The sequence below is a fragment of the Micromonospora sp. NPDC048839 genome (assembly GCF_040649915.1).
Taxonomy (GTDB): domain Bacteria; phylum Actinomycetota; class Actinomycetes; order Mycobacteriales; family Micromonosporaceae; genus Micromonospora.
Window position 1 is genome coordinate 343691 of record NZ_JBEZGL010000001.1, and the last position, 22058, is coordinate 365748.

Sequence of the window (22058 nt, forward strand, 5' to 3'; positions counted from 1 at the left end):
AGTACGCCCAGACGTGGCGCATCGTGAATACGGCTGTGCAGACGCAACGAAGGCCACCATCGAGCGTCCGCTGCTGTCGTTGCAGGGTCAGCCGAGCGGCCCGATCTGCTTGGCCAGGTCGACGAACGACTGCCACGTCTGCGGGTTGAAGTGAAGGACGCCGCCATCGCGGTCCTTGGTGTCGCGCACGAGCACGACGTCGAGCAGGTTGTCGGCCACCTCTACGCACGACCCGCCATTGGAGCCGGAGCGAGTCGACTTGTGCCAGCGGGCACCGGTCATGTCCATGTTTGCGCCGCTTCCTTGATCAGCTCGAGTGACTGCCTACGGGAGAGCGCTTCGCCTCTGACCACCTCCCACGTCGCCTGGAGGCTAGCAAGGTCATCGGCACTGCTGACTACCTGTGCTCGCACCTGGTGATCAAGGTGAGCGACCACCGCGCCATCAGGCTGGGTAGCCAGGATGAACCCGCCCTGCAATCCAGGGTAGAGGCCGGCATCCTGGGTCACCACGAGTATTTGCACGTGCGGCAGTTGGGCCATCTTCGTCAGGTGGGCGAGCTGTTCGGGCATGACGTCCGGACGACCCACGATCGGCCGGCGCAGCACCATCACGTCGATCACTGCGACGAGTTGGGCTGGCCGGTCGCCAACGACGATCGCTTGGCGGCCCAGTCGAGAGGCGACGCGCTGCTCGATCTCGTCCTGACTGAGCAGGTTGTGCGCCAGTGTCGCGCGCGCGTACGCCTCGGTCTGGAGCAGGCCCGGCATCCACGCCGGCTCGTACCAGCGCAGGAGGGTGGCCTCCTGCTCCCACTTGATCCACTCACGTAGCCACTCGGGGTCCACCTTGGACAGTTCCCTGAGCATTCGCGTAAACCGGCCGCCCGCGTTGTCGTCGCGAAGCGGATCGTGCACTCGATCTACAGCCCGAACGTATTCGCTCGTAGGCGGGCGTCCGCCGGTCTCCACCGAGCTGACATGGGATGCCGAGTAGCCGATCGCCTTCTGCCGAGCGGACGGCCAGCCCTTGCCCTGCGCCGACGCTCGGCTGCGGCTGAAGGCGGAGTTCGAGGACAACATGCAGGGCCTGGGTCGATCACCGAGGACCGGTGAGGGCAGAAGGTCGCAGAAGTGCACCGATCGCCGCAGGGACACGTCTCCTGTCCCACGATCGGGTAATGAAAAGTAGGTGTCAGGGGTCTCTCTGACCTACTTTTCATCACCTGATCACAGGAGCGGGTGCGGTGGCGCGGCCGAGTTTCCGAAGGGTGCCCGTACAGCCGGCCCTGCCCGCTCCTGACCTGGGCCGCTTGGGCAGAATGGATGGCATGACCGACATTGACTGGGCGCGGCTGCGCGCCGCCGCCACCGACGCGATGCGGCACGCGTACGCGCCGTACTCGACGTTCCCGGTCGGCGCGGCCGCGCTGGTCGACGACGGCCGCGTGGTGGTCGGCTGCAACGTGGAGAACGCCGCGTACGGCGTGACCCTCTGCGCCGAGTGCGGGGTGGTCTCCAGCCTGCACGCCACCGGTGGCGGTCGACTCGTCGCGCTGTCCTGCGTCGACGCGACAGGTGAGCCGCTGATGCCGTGCGGTCGCTGCCGGCAGCTGCTCTGGGAGCACGGTGGGCCGGAGTGCCTGATCGAGAGCAAGACCCGCCCGCTGCGGATGGCCGAGCTGCTGCCGCACGCCTTCGGTGTGGAGGACCTGGAGGCCGTCACCGGGGAGACGCCGGTGCCGGTGGTCCCGGAGCGGCTGGCCGCCTGGCGTGGGCGCGGCACCGTCTTCGTGCATCCGGACATGTCCGCCGGGCAACAGGTCTGGACGGCGTACTGGGAGCGGTCGGCCGGCGACGACGTCGGTGCCGAGACCGGTGTGCTGGAGGAGGCGCCGAGCTGGGACGAGCCGGCCGAGGCGATCACCTGGGGCCTGGCCCGGACACCGCGTGTGGTGGTGGTCGACGCGACCGGCACGATCTTCTGGGCTGGCGAGGGTGAGCCGCCTTTGGAGATCCCGGTTCGGTGGGGTTGAGCTCGGGGGCGGGGGCCGCCGGTCTGGATCTGCACGACGACGTGAGAAGGAACTACAAAGTGAGTGGTTTTGCTGCTGTTGACGTTATTCGGGTCAAGCGGGATGGCGGGGTCCTGTCGGACGCGCAGATCGACTGGGTGGTCGACGCGTACACCCGGGGGGTTGTCGCCGACGAGCAGATGTCGGCGCTGGCGATGGCGATCCTGCTCAACGGCATGACCGGGCCGGAGATCGCCCGGTGGACCGCCGCGATGATCGCCAGCGGTGAGCGGCTGGACCTGTCGGCGGTACGCCGGCCGACTGTCGACAAGCACTCCACCGGCGGCGTGGGCGACAAGATCACGCTGCCGCTCACCCCGTTGGTGGCGGCGTGTGGCGCGGCCGTACCGCAGTTGAGCGGCCGAGGGCTCGGGCACACCGGCGGCACGCTCGACAAGTTGGAGTCCATCCCGGGCTGGCGGGCCACGGTGAGCAACGACGAGTTCATCGCCCAGCTCGACGAGGTCGGCGCGGTGATCTGCGCGGCCGGCGCGGGGCTCGCCCCCGCCGACCGCAAGCTGTACGCGCTGCGCGACGTGACCGGCACCGTGGAGGCGATCCCGCTGATCGCCAGCTCGATCATGAGCAAGAAGATCGCGGAGGGCACCGGCGCGTTGGTCCTCGACGTCAAGGTCGGCTCGGGCGCGTTCATGAAGTCCGTCGACCAGGCCCGCGAGCTGGCCCGCACGATGGTGGAACTGGGTGGCGCGCACGGCGTGCGGACCGTCGCCCTGCTCACCGACATGTCCACCCCGCTCGGTCTGGCGATCGGCAACGCGGTGGAGGTGACCGAGTCGGTCGAGGTGCTGGCCGGTGGTGGACCCGCCGACGTGGTGGAGCTGACGCTCGCCCTGGCCCGGGAGATGCTCGACGCGGCCGGCCTGCCGGACGCCGACCCGGCGGCCGCGTTGCGCGACGGCCGGGCGATGGACTCCTGGCGGGCGATGATCCGAGCGCAGGGCGGCGACCCGGACGCGCCGATGCCGACCGCCAACGAGGTCGAGGTGGTCCGGGCCGAGCGGGACGGACACGTCGCCGCCGTCGACGCGTACGCCATGGGGGTTGCGGCATGGCGGCTCGGCGCGGGTCGGGCGCGCAAGGAGGACCCGGTCAGCGTGCCGGCCGGTGTGGTGTTGCACAAGCGGCCGGGTGACCCGGTACGGGCCGGTGACCCCCTCTACGAGCTGCGCGCCGAGGACCCGACGCGGATTCCGGCGGCGCTGGCCGAGGCCGCCGACGCGGTACGGATCGCGTCGACCGCCCCGGCCGCGACGCCGCTGGTCATCGAGCGCATCGGCTGACCGGACCGGTGGTCGGGGTGCCATGGTGCCGGGCACCTTGGGGCGCTATTGTCGCAGGCCAAGGGGGGACAACCGGCCTTGAGCCGGCGCGAGCAGACAGGAAGACCCGCCGTGACCGTTGCTGCTCCCGACCCACGCGAGGTGCGCGAGGCGAGCCTGGACGAGCTGTCCCGGCTCGGTCTGCCGTTGCCGCCGGCCCAGTTCCCGCTGGTCTGGGAGCCGGGTGACGAGATCGACCTGCGCCCCACTGTGGAGATCGAGGCGCGGATCGCCGTGCTGCACCTGATCCTGGCGCGCTGCTTCGGGATGCCCCCGGAGGCGGCGATGAGCTGGCTGCTCGGTTCGCACCTGGTCGAGATGGTCACACCGCCGGAGTGGCAGTTCGTGATGGGCGGCAAGGGAGACCACCGCTCGTTCGTGCTGCACCACGACGCGCTCTTCGCCCTGGCCTGGGTGCTCGGGTTGAGCAAGCAGCTCGACCCGACGCTCGCCGTCGACGAGCGCCTGGTCGAGCGGTTGCCGCACATCGCCGAGGGGGAGACGTTCCCGCACTGGCGGTCCCGGATCCTCACCGCGCCACAGCACCCCGCCGACGCGGCCGCCCTGCTCGACCTGCACTACTGCCTGGACTGGGCGTACCTGGAGACCGAGCGCGGTGGTCTGCGGGCGCCGGGCCTGATCGACGCGAACGCGATCGGGCAGCGACGCTGGGCGCTGGAGTGGGCGGTGATCCTGCGCGGGCCGTACCACGACGAGCCGCCCGGCTGGGAAGAGGTCGACCTCTCCACCTGAGCTCAGCGCGGTCGGTACGCGTCCACCCGCACCGCCACGGTCACCCGGACCGGCTCGGGCTGCGCGGCCAACCGGGCGGTGAGCACGTCCGGGTCGGTGTGCCACGCGTTCGGACCCATCCCCACCACGGTGGCGACCTCCGGCCGGGTCAGGGTCAGCTCCGCCCGGTGCACCGCCGAGCTGACCGTGGTGAAGTGGCCGCCCAGGCTGCCGGTCACCCGGTCGGCCTTGTCCGGATCGACCCGCAGCAGGCCCAGGGCATCCACCAGCTCGCCGAGGTGGTCGGTGTCGGGTGTGACCACCAGCAGGGTGCCGGCCGGGTCGAGCACCCGGTGGAACTCCGGGCCGTTACGCGGGGCGAAGACGTTCAGCAGCACGGCGGTCGAGGCGTCCGCGAGCGGCAGCCGCTGCCAGGTGTCGGCGAGCGCCGCGGCGGCCCGGGGGTGCGCGCGGGCCGCGCGGCGCAGCGCCGGCTTGGACACGTCCAGGGCCAGACCCACGGCGTCCGGCAGCGCCGCCAGCACCGCGCCGAGGTAGCGGCCCGTGCCGGCGCCGGCATCCACCACCAGGGGGTACGCCCCGACGTCGGGCGTCGGCGGTTCGACCCGTACCCCTGTCGTTGCGTCCTTTGCTCTGCTTACCTCCACGCGACGGTCCGGTCCGGAAACCGGTGCGTCGGTTGAAGCAGAGCAAAGGGTGGACGGGGCAGGTCCCCTGGGCGTCGCGGGTGACGCGTAGAGCCGGGCGACGGCCTCCGTCGCGGCGGCGGCGAGGGCGGCTGAGATGACGTCGTAGTGCCCGGCGGCCTGGAAATCCGCACGGGCGGCGACCATCTCGGCGGTGTCACCGACGTGTGGGGACCGACCGGTGAGCAGGTTGACGTAGCCCTGGCGCGCGATGTCGAAGCTGTGTCGGCGCGGGCAGCGCAACACCCTCGTGTCGGTGGCCTGCCCCAGCGGGTCGCCGCAGACCGGGCAGCGCAACCGGTCGAGGATGCGTGGGTCCACGTCAGGCCCCCGCCGAGCGGTGTCGCGGGCGGCCCCTCACCGCGGTGCTTCCATGCCGTTCAGCCTAGTTCGGCCCGATCCGGGTCGGAGTCGAGACCTGGAGCGACCTCCTACCCCCGGTCAGATAGCTCGCTGGCTAGGGTCTGAGGATGGTCGCAACTATCCGGTACGAGGACATTGTCAAGGTTCCGAAGGCGCTGCTGCACGACCACCTGGACGGCGGGCTACGGCCGGCGACGATCGTCGACCTGGCCGCGGAGGTGGGCCACGAACTGCCCACCACCGATCCCGAGGCGCTCGGACGCTGGTTCGCGGACGCCGCCAACTCCGGGTCCCTGGAGCGCTATCTCGAGACGTTCGCGCACACCGTGGCGGTCATGCAGACCCCGTCCGCGCTGCGTCGGGTCGCCCGCGAGTGCGCACTGGACCTGGCCGCTGACGGGGTGGTCTACGCCGAGGTGCGCTTCGCCCCGGAGCAGCACCTGGAGCAGGATCTGACCCTGGACGAGGTCGTCGAGGCGGTGCTCGCCGGGTTCGCCGAGGGCACCGCCCAGGCCGTCGAGGCGGGCCTGACCATCCGGGTGGGCACACTGCTCACCGCGATGCGCCACGCCGCCCGCTCGCAGGAGATCGCGGAGTTGGCCGTGCGGCACCGGGACGCCGGGGTGGTCGGCTTCGACATCGCCGGCGCCGAGGCGGGCTTCCCACCCACCCGGCACCTCGACGCCTTCGAATACCTGCAACGGGAGAACTTCCACTTCACCATCCACGCCGGCGAGGCGTTCGGTCTGCCGTCGATCTGGCAGGCGATCCAGTGGTGCGGGGCGGACCGGCTCGGCCACGGGGTCCGGATCGTCGACGACATCGCCCCCGACGGCTCGCTCGGCCGGCTGGCCGCGTACGTGCGGGACAAGCGGATCCCGCTGGAGCTGTGCCCCTCGTCGAACGTGCAGACCGGAGCGGTGGCCTCGATCGCCGACCACCCGATCGGCCTGCTGCGGGACCTGCGGTTCCGGGCCACCGTCAACACCGACAACCGGCTGATGAGCGGCACCTCGATGTCGCGGGAGATGTCGCTGCTGGTGGAGACGTTCGGCTACGGCTGGAAGGAGTTGCAGTGGTTCACCATCAACGCGATGAAGAGCGCCTTCATCCCGTTCGACGAGCGGCTGCGGATCATCGATGAGGTGATCAAGCCGGCGTATGCCGAACTGCTGGCCTGATCCCGCTCAGCCGTGCGGGTGGCCAGCGAGCAGGCCGGCCACCCGACGCAGCACCTCCCGGGCACGGGCCGCCTCCGCACCCAACCCGGTCTGCCGACGCAGCACCGCGGGCTCGGCCCGCAGCAGCGCCACGCCGCGCCGGACCAGCACCCCAGGCGCCTTGCGCTGCTCGGACAGGTCGCGGGCCAGCCGGCGCAGGAACGTAGCACCGCGCGGCCGGCGCAGCGCGTACGCCCCGGCGAGCAGCCCTCGGCGTCGGCACTCCTCGACAATCTCGGCCGCGAAGATCCCTTCGGCCACGAAAAGTGGCGATCCGGCGAGATCAAATGACCGGGTGGCCACCCGTCGATCTGCGCCGATCGCATAAACCGGCACATCGGCTCGACCGTCGCGAGCTAGTCGAGCAATGATTTCCACCGCACTCGGGGCATCCCAGGACTGTGGTGATTCCCAATCCACCTGGTCGTTTCGTCGCGGCAACGTAGGGTCATCGCCGTCTTTGTAGAAGTCGTCCAAGCAGAGCACCGGTAAGCCGGTTTGCTGCGCTATGTACGACTTTCCGGACCCCGAAGGGCCGGCGAGCAGGACAACGCGGTGCGGATGTTCCATTACCTTCAGTTACTCCGGCCAGACGGACTGCTATCAAATCGCATCAACATCTCATCACACCTTCGGTAGGTGACAACCTGGGCTTTCTTCTTGTCGGCGGGCGTGATGGAATCTCGGGGGTCCGACCCGCCGGGTCGGTCGCTGGGCGTTGCCCGGAGGCAACGCGTTCAAGCTGTAATCGCGAGGGCGGTGACGTGAGCAAACGGCCAAAGACGGCGGGCTCCTTCCTGTCGCGGCTGCGCCGGCCGGCCAGCCGGCTCCGGGACATGCCGATCTGGTCCAAGCTCGGTCTCATCATGATCGTGCCGACCATCGCCACGGTCGTGGTGGGCACCAGTGGTCTTGTCGACCACGTGGAGACGCTCAACAATGCCAACCGAGCTGGCGACCTGGCCAACCTGTCGAGTTATTCAGGTGACCTGGTCGACGCTTTGCAGGATGAGCGGACCGCCGCCGTGCTGCTGCTGGCTGCCGACGGAACGCAGCCGACGGCGCAGTACCAGGAGGCCTACAACCGGGTGAACTCCCGGGTGGACCAGGAGGCTGGCCCCTACCGGCAGCAACGCGCCGAGGTCGAGGACCTGCCGGGCAGCCTCGAGACGCTGCTCGACGGCATCGACCAGAACCTCCAGGACCTGTCCGGCGTCCGCAGTCAGGTGTTCAACGGCAAACTCGCGCTCACCGAGACCGTCCAGGCGTACGAGGGTCTGATCAGCGACCTGCTCGCCATCCGCGACTCGGCCACGCAACTCGCCGGTGACAACGACCTGAGCGACCGGATGCGCGCCGCCGCGGCGGTCGCCCGGGAGAAGGAGTTCCTCGCCGCACGCCGGGTCGTGGTGCACCGCGCGCTGGGCGTCAAGGGTGGTCAGCGCCTGACCCCCGCGCTGCGCACCGACTACATCGCCAGCGGCACCGGCCAGCAGCAGGCGCTGCAGAGCTTCAAGGCCGTCGCCACCCCGGAGGACGCGAAGTTCCACGACCAGACGGTCGCGGGCGGCGACCGTCGGGAGGCCCAGAACTACACGGGCTGGATCGACGGCAACACCACCGGCGACATGCGCGGTGCGCCGTTCGGCCCGGACCAGTGGGAGGCCGCCATGACGGCCAACGCCAAGCTGATCCGCGCCGTCGAGAGGAAGCTCGACGGCGAAGTGGTCACCGAGGCCGACACCCTCCGCTCCGACGTCCAGCGCCAGGTGTTCGTGGAGACCGGCCTGCTGCTCAGCATGCTGCTGCTGGCCATCCTCTTCGCGTACCTGGTCGCCCGCTCGATGGCCCGCTCGCTGCGTGAGCTGCGGCAGGGTGCCCTGTCCGTCGCCCAGTACGGCCTGCCCCAGGCGGTGGCCCGACTGCGCGACCCGCAGGTCGTCGGCCAACTCTCCCCGGTGCAGCTGGCCAACCAGATCGCCGAGCCGCTGCCGGTCCGCAGCAAGGACGAGTTCGGCCAGGTAACCGAGGCGTTCAACGCGGTCCACCTGGAAGCCGTCCGTACGGCCGCCGAGCAGGCCGCGCTGCGTGCCTCCGTCGCGACCATGTTCGTCAACCTGGCCCGCCGTTCACAGATCCTCGTCGACCGCCTCATCGGGCACCTCGACCGGCTGGAACGCGGCGAGGAGGACCCGGACCGGCTGGCCGAGTTGTTCCAGCTCGACCACCTCGCCACCCGGATGCGCCGCAACGACGAGAACCTGCTGGTGCTCGCCGGCGCCGACTCCACCCGCGTCCAGCGGGAGCCGGCCGCGCTCATCGACGTGCTGCGCGCCGCGCAGTCCGAGGTCGAGCACTACACCCGCATCGAGTTCGGTGTCATCGACCGCGACATCGAGGTCGCCGCGCACGCGGTCAACGACCTGGTGCACCTCGTCGCCGAGCTGTTCGACAACGCCACCGCGTTCTCGCCGCCCGACTCGCAGGTGATGGTCGAGGCCCGCCGGGTCGGCGACCGCTCCTCCCTCTACGTCGAGGACCGCGGCATCGGCATCAGCGCCGAGCAGTTGCAGGACCTCAACGAGCGGCTCGCGACGCCGCCGCAGGTGGACGTGGCGGTGTCCCGGATGATGGGCCTCGTCGTGGTCGCCCGGCTGGCGTCCCGGCACGGTGTCCGGGTCGAACTGCGCCCCGGCTCCGACCGCGGCACGGTCGCCGACGTGACCCTGCCCACCTCGGTGCTGGTGCCCCGGGCGCTCTCCGGCCGGGTGCAGCAGCCGCCGGCCCTGCCCGCAGCTGGCGGCCCCCAGCAGGGTGGGTCGGCGCCGGTCTTCGGCGCGCTGCCCGCGCTGGGCAACCACCCGCGCTCCAGCGAGTCCGGCAACCAGGTCACCCTCGGCGGTCGTCCGTTCGAACCCGCGACGCGAAACGGTGCCGGCGTCCCCGCCAACACCGGTGCGTACGGTTCGATGCCGGCCTGGTCGGATCTGACCGGTGCGGCCGGGACGAACGGCGTCAACGGCGGCGACGGGTTCACCCCGCGGCCGGCCGGCGACGGCTTCACCCCGCGGCCGGCCAACGGCCAGCCGATCGATCCGCTGCCGCAGCGCCGCTCCGGGGACGACACCCCGTCCACCGGCCAGCAGCCGTCAATTCCCCGGCAGTTGCCGAGCAGCCCCGAGACGCACCCGTACTCGGCGCCGCCGGTCTCGGCCCAGCCCTACCCCGGCGCGCCGGTCTCCGCCTCGCCGGCCTCGGGCCAGCCGTACTCGGGGCAGCCGTACTCGGGCGCGCCGTACGGCGGTCCGCCGGTGTCCGCCGCCCCGGCCTCCGGTCAGCCGTACGGCGGTCCGCCGGTGTCGGCGTCACCGGTGTCGGCGTCGCCGGCCTCCGGTCAGCCGTACCCGGGTCAGCCGTTCTCGGTGCCTCCCGCCTCCAGCCAGTCGTTCAGCGGGTTCGCACCCCGATCCGCGCCACCGGCGCAGGCGCCCAGCGCCCCCGCACCGCCGGCCTGGCCGCCGGTTCCGGGCGGCGACCGGGACGCGGTGACCCCGCCGGTGCCCGAGCGGTTCGCCGCCGCTCTGGACATGACGACGGAGCTGCCGCGGGTGCCGCGACCCGGCGAGCAGCCGGCCGCCGCATCCCAGCCGCCGGTACCGGCGCCAGCACCGGCGCCGGCGCCGCAGACCCGGCCGGCGCCGCAGCAACCGCAGGCGCAGAACCGGCAGCGGTACGCGGACGAGACGATGGAGCTGCCGATCTTCCGGGAGCTGGAGTCGGCCTGGTTCCGTACCCGTCGTCCGGGCTCGGAGGAGTCCGCGGCTGGCGCCCAGCCCAGCACGAACGGCGACACGGCGACCCAGCAGTTCGCCACGGTCGAGGCCACCGGTCGGACAGTCCACAAGACACCACCCGGGACGACAGGTAACACACCGATGGCAGACACTCCGATGGCCGGAGGAGCGCCGCGGGACAACGGCTCCACGGCGAGCGAGGGCACCCGCCCCAGCCTCGCTGAGAGCCTGCCGAACCGCCGGCCCCAACCGCAGAGCAACGGCTGGCAGACCGCAGCTGACGATGGCTGGCGTGCCGCCTCGGCAGCGGCCGGCGCGGCGCCGGTGAGCGAGACCACCACTACCGGTCTGCCGAAGCGCAAGCCGATGGCGCAGCTCGTGCCGGGTGCGGTGGAGAAGCCCGCCACCTCGGTCCAGCGCCGTTCCCCGGAGGCGGTCCGTGGACTGCTCTCCGCCTACCACCGGGGCGTGCAGCGAGGGCGTAGCACCTCGGACAACCCGACCAGCCCGGAGGCGACTCCGGGAGGGCAATCCTCGCAGTCTGGCTCAGGCCCGGTGGCCGGGAGCGGGCAGAAGGAGCAAGAAGGATGACAACTACGCAGGATCTTGGTTGGCTGCTGGCCAACTTCGCCGACCGGGTGCCCGGCGTCGCGCATGCGGTCGCCGTCTCGGCGGACGGCCTACTCCTCGCGTCGTCACGGGATCTGCCGCGCGACCGGGCGGATCAGCTTGCCGCGATCTCATCGGGTCTGGTCAGCCTGACCCAGGGTGCAGCCCGCTGCTTCGAGGGAGGGGCGGTGTTGCAGACCGTCGTGGAGATGGACAATGGCTTCCTGTTCCTGATGTCCATCTCGGACGGATCGTCCTTCGCCGTGCTGGCCGCCCGCAGCTCCGACGTGGGCCAGGTCGGCTACGAGATGGCGCTGCTCGTCGACCGGGTGGGCGACGCGCTGACCCCGCAGCCGCGTGCGGCTGCGGGCATGCTGGGCTGACGCCTCGCCGATCGTGAGGTCGGCACGACTGCAACGACGACAACGACGGGTTTCACCGGTGGGAGCCGGAATCGGGTACGAGGGAGGTGAGCGGCGAGATGGCCGATCGTGACGAACCAACCGGAGCGTTGGTCCGTCCATACGCCGTGACCCGCGGTCGTACCCGTCCCCGGCTCGACATCGCGCTGGAGGCGCTCGTCGAGACGACGGTGCGCGGCCGCACCGCTGCCAATGGCAACGGTGGTGGCCGCGAACACCAGTACATCGCCGCGCTGTGTGACGGTCGTGTGCAATCGCTCGCGGAGATCGCGGCGCGGATGCAGCTCCCGCTCGGTGTGGCCCGGGTGCTCATCGCCGACATGGCGACGGACGGCCTGGTCGCGGTCCACGAGCCGACCATTTTGGACGACTCCGACGACGCGGTGGGCACTGAACTGCTGGAGAGGGTGCTGAGTGGACTTCGCAGGCTCTGACATGTCGCACCGCCCACCGAACCCGAGTGGGCGCGTGACGTCGGCGAAGATCGTTATCGCCGGTGGATTCGGCGTCGGCAAGACGACGCTGGTCGGCTCGGTCTCGGAGATCACGCCGCTGACCACCGAGGCCATCATGACCTCCGCCGGCGTGGGCGTCGACGACACCCGGCAGGTGCCGGGCAAGACGACGACCACGGTGGCTATGGACTTCGGCCGGATCTCGATCGACCGTGACCTGATTTTGTACCTGTTCGGTACGCCGGGTCAGACCCGGTTCTGGTTCATGTGGGACGAACTGGTCCGGGGTGCCATCGGTGCGGTCGTGCTGGTGGACACTCGCCGGCTGGCCGACTGCTTCGCGGCGATCGACTTCTTCGAGCACCGACGCCTCCCGTACCTGGTGGCGATCAACTGCTTCGACGGGATGCAGTACCACGACCCGCAGGACGTTCGGGACGCCTTGGCGATCTCGAGCGACGTGCCGGTGGTGGCGTGCGACGCCCGTAACCGGGAGTCGACGAAGCACGTGCTCATCTCGCTCGTCGAGTACGTGCTCACCATGCGCCGTACGCGCGCGGTGGCCCCGGCCTGATCGGGCACCGCAGGCCCGGTGGTGGCTCCGGCCGCCACCGGGCGTTTCGCCCTGCCCGTCGTGCTGCTCCTGCCGGCGGGCACCGCACGCCGCCCTCCTGAGATCTGGAAGATGTCCGCCTCGCTCCGGGGCGTGTCTCTGCCGCGGTCTTCGAGGGGCGGCGTTTTCGTGTCGACCGGCCCGTCACGCCGACGCGATCGCGCCCCCAGTCCACCGACTGGGGGCGCGATACGCGTGTGGTGGAAGAGTGCCGACGGTCAGGACTGGTAGCCGGCGGAGCGGTACTCGTACTCCCGGTCGTCGTCGCGGTCGCCGTGGTCGCGGCTGAAATCCCAGCCGCCGGCTGCCTCGCGGCCCGGCCGACCGCCTACCGCGAAACCGCCGATCTCCTGCCCTCGACGCCAACCACGGAAGTAGCCCGTGGTGTTCTCCGCGAGGCTCGCCGCATCACGCACTATCCGCAATGGGCGCTCCTCCCGCAGCGGCGAACCAGGGACCAGATTGGCCTGTGGCACGCGCTTGGGCAGCCCGGCATTGGTCTCGGCACCCACCGCGGGGCGAGCTGCCTGCTCGGCGGCCTGCCACCCGGTGTCGGCCATTGTCGACCAGTCCAGGTCGGTCTCCTCGGCCTGCCCCACGAACCAGGCCGACTTGGCCTGCGCGAAGATCAGCAGGTCGCCGTCGCCCTCGTCAGCGACCGGTGGTGGCCGGTGCTCGACCGGGGGCGGACGGTGCTCCAGCGGCGGCGGCCGGTGCTCCACCGGGGGTGGCGGCCGGTGTTCGGCAGCGCGTGCGGCTGCCCGGCTGTTGCGAGCGGCCTGCTCCCGGTCGACCAACCGCAGCGGCGGCGTCTCCAGGTGCGGGTCCGCAGGCGGGTTGAGCCCCTCGCGCAGCGCCCGGTCAGCGAGCGGCGGCGGCTCCACCAGCCGCAGCATGGGGGGCTCCTGAGGCAGGTCGTCCGCCAACCAGGGCGGGGTGACCCGACCGTCGGCGCGACCCGGGTCGGTGGGAGCGTCGATGCCGCGGCCGCCGCCGTAGGAGTAGGCCGCCGGGTTCTTCGGCGAACTGTCGGCCGGGTCCTCCGGGTTGTTGACGAGCGGCCAGTTGGCGCGGGAGCCGGGCGGCGCCGACTCCTGACCAGGCCGGGGGGTCGGCACCGGAATGCTGAGATCGGTGGCGCTGAACCCGCCTGTCGGTGGCTCGTCGACCGGGCGTTGCAGGTGGCTCGGCCGGGGCTCGCCGTTGGTCTTCGGACGGGGCGGGATGACCGTACGCTGCCGTTCCGCGCGCGCGTGGTTGATCGCGGCCGTGGTCAGCGTCGGCCGGAACGGCTCACCGGCTTCTGCCGGGGGCACCAGGCCCCGCTGCGCGGGTGCGATCGGGGTGATCCCGGGCGGCGGGGGAGGCGGAGACGAGACCGGTCGGTTGGTCGGACCGTCGATCCGGTTGGGACTCTGCTCGGTGCGCCCGGGCAGCGTGGGCGTCGGCGGACCGGCCATCGCTGCCGGTGCCATCGGTGCGGGTGCCACCGGCGGAGGCGTGACCGGCGGTGGGGCGACCGGCGGTGGCCCGAGTGGACGGGGGGACGCCAGTGGCGCGTTACCGGGCATCGGCTCGGGGCGGCTGCGCCGCCCGACGGCGGGCGCGGGCTCGACCGCGGGCGGGGTGGGTCGGACCGACCGCAGACCGGCGCCGGTGCCGGCCAGGCCGGTCAGCCCCGCGTTGTTGCCAGCCAGGCCGGTCAACTCACCGACCGACTCGCCGCGACGGGCAGCGGCACGGCGACCAGGTGCCTGGGCGGGCGTGCTGACCCGGGAGCCGAGGGCGCTCACCAGCGCCTCACAGCCTGCGTCACAGGCCCGCACGGCGGCGACGGCCTGGCGGACCGTCTCGGCCACCGCGGACGTGAGCGCCCGGTTGACCGCGGCGCGGCGCGGCGTCTCGGAGATGGCGACCCGCAGTGCGGTGACCGCCTCGTTGATCTCCTCAGCGTCGGCGACCCCGTCGGCGGCGAGGTGCGCGGCGATCGCATCCGCCGCGACCGACACCTCGCGGCCACGGGCGACGGTGCCGCCGAGCATGCCCGGCTCGGGCAGCGCGTCCAGCACCGCCAGCGAGACCGGCTCCGCCGGATCCGGGTACGCCCGCAGGGCCGCCGGGTAGAGCTCACGCAGCACCTCACGCAGCGCCACGGCGGCGGAGTGTCGACCGCTGGCCAGGGCGGCGTGCGCGGCGAGCACCTGCTTGTAGCCGGCGAGGTCCCGGGGCGCCGGCAGGGTGACCGCGGAGAGCGCGCCAGCCTGCAACGCGCGGGCCAGGCCGACGGCCCGTCGTTCGGCCGGAGGCGACTGCATCTCCTCCAACGAGTCGTCGTCGGCGAACCGCTCGGCGAAGTCGTCCACCGAGTCGTCGTCGGCGATGGCCAAAGGTCGACCCGCCGCGCTCAGCAGCGAGGTGACCGTGTGGTCGTCGCTGTCGGCGGCGATGGCCGCACCGCTCGGCCCGCCTGACCGCTCCACGAGCAGCGCGACGAGCTGGGCGTAGCCAGCGGCGTCGTCGCTGATCTCGCAGACATGCAGCAGACGGCCTGCGTCGTCGACCACAGCGGACGTCAGCGTCGAACCGGCGGAGGCCGGTCGGTCAGCCGGATCCGCCGAGGCCAGACCGCAGTAAACGCGCACGAGCGCCACGGCGTCGTCCTCCTCCCGGGACAGGTCTTTCCTCTGCCAGCAACTGATGCTCCCCGGTACGGGTCAGTCGCGCCAGTCCACCACCGCAGAGATCTTGCCGACAATGGTGCGCCAACCCAAACTCGCGGTCTGCGCGCCGATCTTCTTCAACCGCCGCCGACCCATGAAGGCGCCGATCCCACCGTTGGCGGTGGCCCGCAGCGCCTCGTCCAGGTCGTCGAGGCTGGAACCGGCGGAGAGCATGTCCAGGACCGCAGGCAGCCGCAATGCGTACGAGATGTCACGTGCGATCTCGCCGGCCTCGATCAGCAGGGTCGAATCCCAGGTGTCGTGACCGCCGCGCAGGTTCTCCACGACCAGGTCGAGTTCGTAGGTGTCCTCGTCGAGTGGCGCGACGTCGGCCGGCTCCACCCGTTCGGCCAATTCATTCCAGCTGTCCAGTTGGGACAGATCATTGGGAGCGCCGGACCGGATGAAACTGACCAACGACTCGGGGGTCTTGAACAGCAGCAGCTTGCCCCGGTTGCTGAGGAAGACCGGCACCTCCTCGTCGTCCTCGTCGTCGGCCTCGTCCGCGTCGGCCTCTTCCGTCTCGTCCTCGGCCTTGGCCGTGGTGGCGTCGCGGCGGCGCGTCGACTCGTCCTCGTCGCTGTCGGCGAACTCGTCGGCCAGCTCCTCGTCGAGGATGACGACGGTCTCGTCGTCCTCCTCCTCGACGACCTGGCGGCGGGCCAGGAACGGGTCGTCCTGGTCGCGTTCGGTCACGTCGGTCGGGGTCAGCGAGCTGGCCGGCCGGTACGCCCGCAGCGTGAAGCCGGTGCCGGCGGGCAGGGCGATCTCCACCGGATCGATGCGCAGCTCGTCCCAGAGCGACCGGTCGACCGAAGCCGACGGGCGGTCGGTCTCCTCGGCCTCATCTGGCTCGGCCGCGCTGGTGGTGTCGTCGAGCTCGGGCTCGTCGGCGTCGGGCCGTTGGGGCGACTGGCGGGCCACGCTGACCTCCGTGTGCTTCGGGTTGCCCACCCGCCGGGGTCTCTGTCCGACGAGTGACTCTGGGCACATACCCTAGTCGGCGGCCCTGGGTGACCGATGCCCGCACCCCGGTGGCCGGCTGGCGCACGGGTTCGACCTGCTGGCGCCTGTCGCTGGCGAACGGGCCGATCGACAAGTAGCGTAGCTACGTATGAAGGCCCAGTCGTTGCACGGCCATCTCGACGCTCTGCTGCTCGCCGTGCTGGAGCAGGGCGAGCAGCACGGCTACGCGATCATCGAGGCGCTGCGTGAGCGCAGTGATGGCAGCCTGGATCTGCCCACCGGCACGATCTATCCCGCGCTGCGTCGGCTGGAACGCGCGGGGCACGTGGCGAGCACCTGGAGCACGGTCAACGGTCGGGAACGGCGGACGTACCAGCTCACCGACTCCGGCCGCCGGGCGCTGGCCGGAGAGCGCGCCGGTTGGCACGAGTTCCAACTGACCGTCGGCAGGTTCCTCGATCCCGGCGGCCCACCCGTCACCCCCGCCTGACCGGGCCGTCGAGCTGGCGTCGACCGGCCGGGCCGCGCCCGAAGCGGGCGAGAGCGGGCCGTCGAGCTGGCGTCGACCGGCGGGGCCGCGCCCGACGCGGGCGAGGGGCGTGGCCGGCGCAGGCTGAGCGGGCCTGGCCAGCGTGTGGGGTACAGCAGCGCCGGGTATCAGCGGGCGACGGCCAGCAGCCAGCCGCGCGTCGCGCGGGTCAGCGAGAAGTACGCAGCGCCCACCAACACCGCGCCGATGATCATCGGTGGCCAGCTCAGCGCCGCGTCCCAGAGGCTGAGGGACCAGGCGAAGAGGGCGCAGCCGGCCACCATGGCGAGGGCCAGCAGGCCGGTCAGGCCGGCGCCCACCGCGCGTTGCGCCACGAGCAGGCCCGGTCGTGCCGAGCGGGCGCTCGCCGCGACCACCAGCAGACCGGCCACCGAGAGCAGCAGCGTGCTCATCCAGATCCAGTCGACCGAGTTGGAGAGCAGCAGGTAACCGGCCGGCGGGCGAGGGCCGTCGCTCCAGCTCGCTCCACGCCAGGTCAGGTCGCCGGCGGCCACCCCCACCCCGGCGACGGCCAGCATCCGCAGCGAGAGGCCCCGCAGCGCGCCCACCGCCAGCTCGGCCTGCCAGGAGGGCAGCAGTTGCGCCGGTGAGCCGAACTCGACCACCGCGCGGCGCTGCGCCTCCGTGGGCGGCACACCGCTCTCCTCGTACGCTTCGACGGCGTCCAACAGCCCGTGCCGGGCCTCGGTCAGCAGGTCGGACTTGAGTCGCGCGGGCCCCTGTAACCGGGCGGCCAGATCCCGCAGGTGCTCGTCGACAGACACATCCTCACAGCGCGGCATGCCACCACCCTGCCACGGACTCCGGAGCCTCGACGTCGGGGAGAACCCTGGTCCGTCCCCGAACCCGGTCAGGGCGTGAGCGCCAGGTAACCCCGTTCGGCCGCCGCCTGGAGCAGCCACTGGTCCCGGTACCAGCCGTCGGTGGCGACCAGTTCGGCGTGCCGACCGCGCTGGATCACCCGACCGCCGTCGAGGACGACGACCTCGTCCAGCTCGGCGAGCCCGCTGAGCCGGTGGGTGATCAGCAGCACCGAGTGCCCGGCGGGGGTGGCGGCGAGCGCGGATGCGAGCACCGCGTCCGCGGCGGAAGGGTCCAGCCCCTCGGTGGGCTCGTCGAGCACCAGCACCGGCGGCGCGGCGAGCAGCGCCCGAGCGAGCGCGAGCCGCTGCCGCTGGCCGCCGGAGAGCTGCCCGCCCTCCTCGCCGACGAGCGTGTCCCAACCTGCCGGCTGGGCGCGTACCCAGTCGAGCAGGCTGGCCGCCGCGGTGGCCGCGGTCAGCTCCTCCTCGCCGGCCCCGGCCCGCCCGAGCAGCAGGTTCTCCCGCACCGTGGCATGGAAGACGTACGCCTCGGCGAGTAGCCCGCCGACCGCGCGGGGCAGAGCCTCCTCGGCGTACGCCGACAGGTCCCGACCGTTCAGCGTGACCCGGCCGGACACCGGCCGGACGGTGCCGGTCAGTACGGCGGCCAGGGTGCTCTTGCCGGCCCCGCTCGGGCCGACCACCGCGATCCTCCGCCCGGCTGGCAGGTCCAGGCTGATGCCGTCCAGGGCGGGTGCCGCGCCGGCCCGGTACCGCACGGTCACGTCGTCGAAGCGCAGCTCGAATGGGCCGGTCAGGTCGGTGCTGCCGTCGGTGGCCGGTCGAGTCGGCGGGCCGGCGTCGAGCAGAGTGGCCACCCGCGCCAGGCCGGGCCGCAGCTGTGTCCACTGTCGGGCCGCCGCGACCAGCGCCAGGGTCACCTCGACGGCGGCCAGCGCGCCGACGGCGAGGACGCCCACCAGCACCCCGGGCACGTCGGCGGCCAGCGCGGCCAGCACCACCGCCGCGGCGGTCAAGCCGGCGGTCAGCACCCCGGCCGCGTCCACGGCGAACCCGGCGGCGGCCAGCCGGCGTTCCAGTCGGGCCAGCCGACCGGCGCGCTCCTCGGCGGCGTGCAGCGCACCGTCGGTGGCCCCGAACGCGGCCAGGTCGGCAGCGCCGTGGGTGAGGTCGATCGCGTCGGTGGCCAGTGCGCCGCGCAGCGGGGCCACCTCGGCGGCGCTGCGGCGGGTGACCGCGGTGGCCAGCACGGGCAGCGCCACGCCGGCGATCAGCAGGCCGACGGCGAGCGCTCCGGCGGCCGGGGGCGAGATCAACGCGGCCCCGGCGACCGCCAGCACACCGACCAGGGCCGCCGCCGAGCCCGGGACCAACACCCGCAGCAGCAGATCCTGGACCGCCTCGACGTCGGAGACGAGCCGGCTCAGCACGTCTCCCGATCGGTGTACGGCGCTGCGGCGGGCCGCGAGGGTGGCGAAGACCTGTGCCCGGACGTCGGTGATCATGCGGAGTACCGCGTCGTGCCCGGCGAGCCGTTCGGTGTAGCGCAACGCGCCCCGACTGATCGCCAGCGCCCGGACCGCGACGATCGCCACGGTGAGCCGGTCCAGCGGGGGTTGACCGGCGGCGCTCATCAACAGCCAGGTGGCCGTGGCCATCAGGGCCAGCCCGGCGAACTCGGTGGCCGCCGCGAGCAGCCCGGCGCCGACCAGGCGGCCCAGGTACGGCCGGGCCAACCGCAAGACGGCCCGCTCGGCGGCGACCCGCCCGCCCGGCGCGGTGTCGGCGGTGCCCGGCACGAGCGGCGCGGTGTCGGCGGTGCCCGGCACGAGCGGCGCGGTGTCGGCGGTGCCCGGCACGAGCGGCGCGGTGTCGGCGGTGCCCGGCACGAGCGGCGCGGTGTCGGCGTCGCCCGGCACGAGCGGCGTCGGGTCGACGGCGGGCGTCGTGTCTGTCGGGTCCGGCCCGGGTGCCGCGCTCATCGGGGCGCCTTTCCGGTCGGCTCGGGTGTCAACTCGGTGACCTGGCCGTCCTCGACGCGCAGGATCCGGTCGGCGTCGGCGAGCAGCGCCGGTCGGTGTGCGACAAGCAGCGCGGTCCGCCCGGCGACCAGACGGCGGGTGGCGTCGAGCACCACCGCCTCGGCGGCCGTGTCCAGCCTGGCGGTGGGTTCGTCGAGCAGCACCACAGGTGCGGCGCGCAGGAAGGCCCGCGCCAGGGCGACCCGCTGCCGCTGCCCGCTGGAAAGCCCGTGGCCGCGTTCGCCGAGCAGGGTGTCCAGGCCGTCCGGCAGGCCGATCACCACCTCGTCCAGGGCGGCGTCGCGCACCGCCGCGGCCAGTGCGTTGGGCGGGGTGTCCGGTGCGCCGAGCCGGATGTTGTCGGCCAGCGAGGCGGCGAAGAGATGTGCCCGCTGCGGTACCCAGGCGAGCTGCCTGCGCCAGGCGTCCGGGTCGGCGGTGGCGAGGTCGACTCCGTCCACGGTGACCCGGCCGCTGGTCGGGGTCACGAAGCCGAGCAGCAGACCGAGCAGGGTGCTCTTGCCGGCGCCGCTGGGTCCGATGATGGCGATCCGTTCGCCGGGCCGGATGGTCAGGGTCACGTCCCGCAGCGCGGTGGTCCGCTCGTACGCCACGGTCACCGCCTCGAACCGGATCTCACCTCGCGCGTCCGGGGTGGTGGCGCCCTCGGCGGCGCGGGGTGCGGCGGGCGCGGCCGAGATGGTCAGCGCCTCGTCCAGCGCGGCGAGCCCTTCCATGCTGGCGTGGAAGCGGCTGCCGGCGGACCGCAGCGGCAGGTACGCCTCCGGCGTCAGCAGCAACACCAGCAGCGCGGTCTGGAGGGCGAGCCCGCCGCCGAGCAACCGGATGCCGACCGGCACCGCGACAAGTGCCACCGAGAGGGTGGCGACCAGTTCCAGCACCAGCGCGGAGAGGAACGCGATCCGCAGCGTCTTCATGGTGGCGACGCGGTGTCCGTCGGCCATCCGGCGCACCACGTCGGTCTGTGCTCGGGCGCGCCCGAACGCGCGCAGCGTGGGCAGCCCGGCGACCATGTCCAGGAAGTGGCCGCCGAGCAGGGACAGCCGCCGCCACTGCCGTTCGGTGGCGGCCTGCGCCTGCCAGCCGAGCAGTGCGCCGAAGACCGGGATCAGCGGCAGGGTCAGCGCGATGATCACCGCCGAGCTCCAGTCGGCGAAGACGACCCGGGCCAGCACCGCCAGCGGCACCGTCACACTGAGCACCAGCTGCGGCAGGTACCCGGTGAAGTAGGCGTCCAGCGCGTCCAACCCGCGCCCGGCCAGGGTGGCGAGCTGACCGGCCCGCTGCCCCGCCACCCAGCCGGGGCCGTGCCGGCCCACCGCGCCGAGCAGGTCGGCCCGCAGCGCGGCCTTGACCGTGGCGGCCACTCGCGCGGAGACCGTGCCCTGGGCCCAGACCAGCGCCGAGCGGGCGGCGACCGCGATCACGAAGCCGGCCAACGCCTGCCGGTCCAGCCGACCGTCGATGGCGGTGGCCAGCACCGACGCGAGCGCGGTGGCCTGCGCCACGATCAACCCGGCGGCGAGCACACCCAGCAGCGCGAGCACGGCAAGATCGCGCCGGGCCGCGGGGACCCGGCGCAGCAGACGCGGGTCGAACGGACGGCGGTTCACCAGTACACCGGTGCCCTACCGTCGGTCCGTCCTCGGAAAACCCACCAGCACATCGCCTGGAAGCCTAGTAGGGCCGGAAGTAGCGGCAGCGCCACCCAGCCCAGCAGCCGCAGTGTCGGTGCGCTGGCGGCCGCGTCGGCCACCGTCAGCGAGGCGCCCGGGTCGGTCGTGGACACCAGCACATAGGGCCAGAGGGCTGCGCCGACCAGCGCCACCGGCAGCGCCAGGGCCGCGCCGGAGGCGACCAGAGCCCACCCCGGCCGCCGCCGCGCCAGCGCCGCGCGGGCCGCCAGCAGCGCCGCCACGAGGAGCACCGGCAGGAGTACGGCCATCGTCGGCCGCTGGACCGCGTCGCGTACCCGGGCGGAGAGCAGGCCCACGACGGTGGCCAGCGCGACCGCGGTGAGTGCCACCGGCACCAGCCGGCGGGCCGTGCGGCCGACCACGGCGGCCTCGGCGGCCGGCAGTCGCAGGGTGAGGAATGTCGCACCGTGCACCGCGACCAGGGCGACCATGGCCAGCCCGGCGGCGGCCGCGAACGGGGTGGCGAGGTGTGACACCCCGGCGACGTGTCCGTCGGCCTGACGGGGTACGCCCTGGAGCAGCGCGGCGAGCACCACACCCCAGCCCAGTGCGGCGAGTGCGCTGCCGGTCGTCACGATGCGGTCCCAGCGGGCGCGGATCCGCTCGTCGGCGTGCCGGCTGCGCAGTTGCACGCCGGCGGTGACCAGGATGACGCCGACCAGGGCGCCGGCGACGGCCGGATAGCAGCCGGCGAGCAGCTCACCCTCCAGCACCGGAAACGCGCCGAACAGGATGCCGACGGCGGCCACCAGCCACACCTCGTTGCCGAGGAAGAACGGGCCGAGCGCGGTGAGCGAGGCCCGCCGCCGGGCCGGGCTTCCGCCCCGCGCGAGCAGCAGTCCGACGCCGTAGTCGTAGCCGGCGAGCACCAGGTAGCTGGCGAAGAAGAGGCCGAGCAGGGCGTACCAGGCGAGGTCCACGGTCTTCTCC

General features: G+C 72.6%; 18 protein-coding genes and 1 pseudogene. 9 read left to right on the plus strand and 10 right to left on the minus strand.

Features of this window, described 5'->3' with window-relative positions:
- Window positions 1–87 precede the first annotated feature (87 nt).
- Together AB0C25_RS01660 and AB0C25_RS01665 are read right to left on the minus strand one after the other, a co-directional pair.
- Window positions 88–282 carry a DUF397 domain-containing protein gene (locus AB0C25_RS01660; protein WP_357369024.1) on the minus strand — a complete coding sequence of 65 codons (195 nt, stop codon included), beginning with the start codon at window positions 280–282 and terminating at the stop codon, window positions 88–90.
- A pseudogene (locus AB0C25_RS01665) lies at window positions 279–1086 on the minus strand (DUF5753 domain-containing protein). Before AB0C25_RS01665 ends, AB0C25_RS01660 begins: the two are co-directional and overlap by 4 nt.
- 244 nt (window positions 1087–1330) lie before the next feature.
- Here AB0C25_RS01665 and AB0C25_RS01670 point away from each other — a divergent pair.
- The 3 genes from AB0C25_RS01670 to AB0C25_RS01680 all read left to right on the plus strand — a co-directional run bounded on the left by AB0C25_RS01670 (window position 1331) and on the right by AB0C25_RS01680 (window position 4167).
- Window positions 1331–2035 carry a cytidine deaminase gene (locus AB0C25_RS01670; protein WP_357368479.1) on the plus strand — a complete coding sequence of 235 codons (705 nt, stop codon included), beginning with the start codon at window positions 1331–1333 and terminating at the stop codon, window positions 2033–2035.
- Window positions 2036–2094: 59 nt separating this feature from the next.
- Complete coding sequence (locus tag AB0C25_RS01675) at window positions 2095–3375, plus strand: thymidine phosphorylase (protein ID WP_357368481.1); 1281 nt, start codon at window positions 2095–2097, stop codon at window positions 3373–3375.
- 111 nt (window positions 3376–3486) lie between these two features.
- Window positions 3487–4167 carry a DUF4272 domain-containing protein gene (locus AB0C25_RS01680; protein WP_357241437.1) on the plus strand — a complete coding sequence of 227 codons (681 nt, stop codon included), beginning with the start codon at window positions 3487–3489 and terminating at the stop codon, window positions 4165–4167.
- Between the two features lie 2 nt (window positions 4168–4169).
- Here AB0C25_RS01680 and AB0C25_RS01685 read toward each other — a convergent pair whose 3' ends face one another.
- Window positions 4170–5174 (minus strand): putative RNA methyltransferase, encoded by a 1005-nt coding sequence (locus AB0C25_RS01685; protein WP_357368483.1) that lies wholly within the window; start codon window positions 5172–5174, stop codon window positions 4170–4172.
- A gap of 149 nt (window positions 5175–5323) precedes the next feature.
- Between AB0C25_RS01685 and AB0C25_RS01690 the strand changes: the two genes are divergently transcribed.
- Window positions 5324–6397 (plus strand): adenosine deaminase, encoded by a 1074-nt coding sequence (locus AB0C25_RS01690; protein ID WP_357368485.1) that lies wholly within the window; start codon window positions 5324–5326, stop codon window positions 6395–6397.
- 6 nt (window positions 6398–6403) lie between these two features.
- Here the strand turns inward: AB0C25_RS01690 and AB0C25_RS01695 are convergent, their stop codons facing one another.
- Window positions 6404–6697 (minus strand): hypothetical protein, encoded by a 294-nt coding sequence (locus tag AB0C25_RS01695; protein ID WP_357241446.1) that lies wholly within the window; start codon window positions 6695–6697, stop codon window positions 6404–6406.
- Between the two features lie 503 nt (window positions 6698–7200).
- On the opposite strand from AB0C25_RS01695, the gene AB0C25_RS01700 reads away from it, so the two are divergent.
- The 4 genes from AB0C25_RS01700 (at window position 7201) to AB0C25_RS01715 (ending at window position 12290) form a co-directional block, all read left to right on the plus strand.
- Window positions 7201–10821: a nitrate- and nitrite sensing domain-containing protein gene (locus AB0C25_RS01700; protein WP_357368487.1), complete on the plus strand. Its 3621-nt coding sequence runs from the start codon at window positions 7201–7203 to the stop codon at window positions 10819–10821.
- Entirely contained in the window at window positions 10818–11222 is a 405-nt protein-coding gene (locus AB0C25_RS01705) for a roadblock/LC7 domain-containing protein (protein ID WP_030329023.1), read from the plus strand. Before AB0C25_RS01700 ends, AB0C25_RS01705 begins: the two co-directional genes overlap by 4 nt.
- A gap of 98 nt (window positions 11223–11320) precedes the next feature.
- Window positions 11321–11695: a DUF742 domain-containing protein gene (locus tag AB0C25_RS01710; protein WP_124820399.1), complete on the plus strand. Its 375-nt coding sequence runs from the start codon at window positions 11321–11323 to the stop codon at window positions 11693–11695.
- A gap of 1 nt (window position 11696) precedes the next feature.
- Window positions 11697–12290 carry an ATP/GTP-binding protein gene (locus tag AB0C25_RS01715; protein ID WP_007455465.1) on the plus strand — a complete coding sequence of 198 codons (594 nt, stop codon included), beginning with the start codon at window positions 11697–11699 and terminating at the stop codon, window positions 12288–12290.
- Window positions 12291–12547: 257 nt separating this feature from the next.
- Here AB0C25_RS01715 and AB0C25_RS01720 read toward each other — a convergent pair whose 3' ends face one another.
- Both AB0C25_RS01720 and AB0C25_RS01725 read right to left on the minus strand, forming a co-directional pair.
- Window positions 12548–15004, minus strand: coding sequence for a transposase (locus AB0C25_RS01720; RefSeq protein ID WP_357369026.1), 2457 nt, complete (start codon window positions 15002–15004; stop codon window positions 12548–12550).
- Window positions 15005–15043: 39 nt separating this feature from the next.
- Window positions 15044–16003: a DNA primase gene (locus tag AB0C25_RS01725; RefSeq protein WP_357368489.1), complete on the minus strand. Its 960-nt coding sequence runs from the start codon at window positions 16001–16003 to the stop codon at window positions 15044–15046.
- Between the two features lie 160 nt (window positions 16004–16163).
- On the opposite strand from AB0C25_RS01725, the gene AB0C25_RS01730 reads away from it, so the two are divergent.
- Window positions 16164–16505 carry a helix-turn-helix transcriptional regulator gene (locus AB0C25_RS01730; RefSeq protein WP_357241455.1) on the plus strand — a complete coding sequence of 114 codons (342 nt, stop codon included), beginning with the start codon at window positions 16164–16166 and terminating at the stop codon, window positions 16503–16505.
- Between the two features lie 167 nt (window positions 16506–16672).
- On the opposite strand, the gene AB0C25_RS01735 is transcribed toward AB0C25_RS01730, so the two are convergent.
- The 4 genes from AB0C25_RS01735 to AB0C25_RS01750 form a co-directional block, all read right to left on the minus strand.
- Window positions 16673–17347 carry a permease prefix domain 1-containing protein gene (locus AB0C25_RS01735; protein WP_357368492.1) on the minus strand — a complete coding sequence of 225 codons (675 nt, stop codon included), beginning with the start codon at window positions 17345–17347 and terminating at the stop codon, window positions 16673–16675.
- A 68-nt stretch (window positions 17348–17415) separates the two neighbouring features.
- The gene (gene cydC, locus AB0C25_RS01740) at window positions 17416–19371 is read right to left on the minus strand and encodes a thiol reductant ABC exporter subunit CydC (RefSeq protein WP_357368494.1); all 1956 of its coding nucleotides are present in this window, start codon (window positions 19369–19371) and stop codon (window positions 17416–17418) included.
- The gene (gene cydD / locus AB0C25_RS01745; protein ID WP_357368497.1) at window positions 19368–21044 is read right to left on the minus strand and encodes a thiol reductant ABC exporter subunit CydD; all 1677 of its coding nucleotides are present in this window, start codon (window positions 21042–21044) and stop codon (window positions 19368–19370) included. Before cydD ends, cydC begins: the two co-directional genes overlap by 4 nt.
- On the minus strand, window positions 21041–22048 hold the full coding sequence (locus AB0C25_RS01750) for a cytochrome d ubiquinol oxidase subunit II (protein ID WP_357368499.1): 1008 nt from the start codon (window positions 22046–22048) through the stop codon (window positions 21041–21043). The genes cydD and AB0C25_RS01750 overlap by 4 nt, the downstream gene beginning before the upstream one ends.
- Between the last annotated feature and the right edge of the window lie 10 nt (window positions 22049–22058).

Excerpts from the sequence above, each read along its gene's own strand:
- AB0C25_RS01705 (WP_030329023.1), top strand. The coding sequence starts at position 10,818 with ATGACAACTACGCAGGATCTTGGTTGGCTGCTGGCCAACTTCGCCGAC.
- AB0C25_RS01660 (WP_357369024.1), bottom strand. The coding sequence starts at position 282 with ATGACCGGTGCCCGCTGGCACAAGTCGACTCGCTCCGGCTCCAATGGC.
- AB0C25_RS01690 (WP_357368485.1), top strand. The coding sequence starts at position 5,324 with ATGGTCGCAACTATCCGGTACGAGGACATTGTCAAGGTTCCGAAGGCG.
- AB0C25_RS01710 (WP_124820399.1), top strand. The coding sequence starts at position 11,321 with ATGGCCGATCGTGACGAACCAACCGGAGCGTTGGTCCGTCCATACGCC.
- AB0C25_RS01730 (WP_357241455.1), top strand. The coding sequence starts at position 16,164 with ATGAAGGCCCAGTCGTTGCACGGCCATCTCGACGCTCTGCTGCTCGCC.
- cydC (WP_357368494.1), bottom strand. The coding sequence starts at position 19,371 with ATGAGCGCGGCACCCGGGCCGGACCCGACAGACACGACGCCCGCCGTC.
- AB0C25_RS01735 (WP_357368492.1), bottom strand. The coding sequence starts at position 17,347 with ATGCCGCGCTGTGAGGATGTGTCTGTCGACGAGCACCTGCGGGATCTG.
- AB0C25_RS01715 (WP_007455465.1), top strand. The coding sequence starts at position 11,697 with ATGTCGCACCGCCCACCGAACCCGAGTGGGCGCGTGACGTCGGCGAAG.
- AB0C25_RS01670 (WP_357368479.1), top strand. The coding sequence starts at position 1,331 with ATGACCGACATTGACTGGGCGCGGCTGCGCGCCGCCGCCACCGACGCG.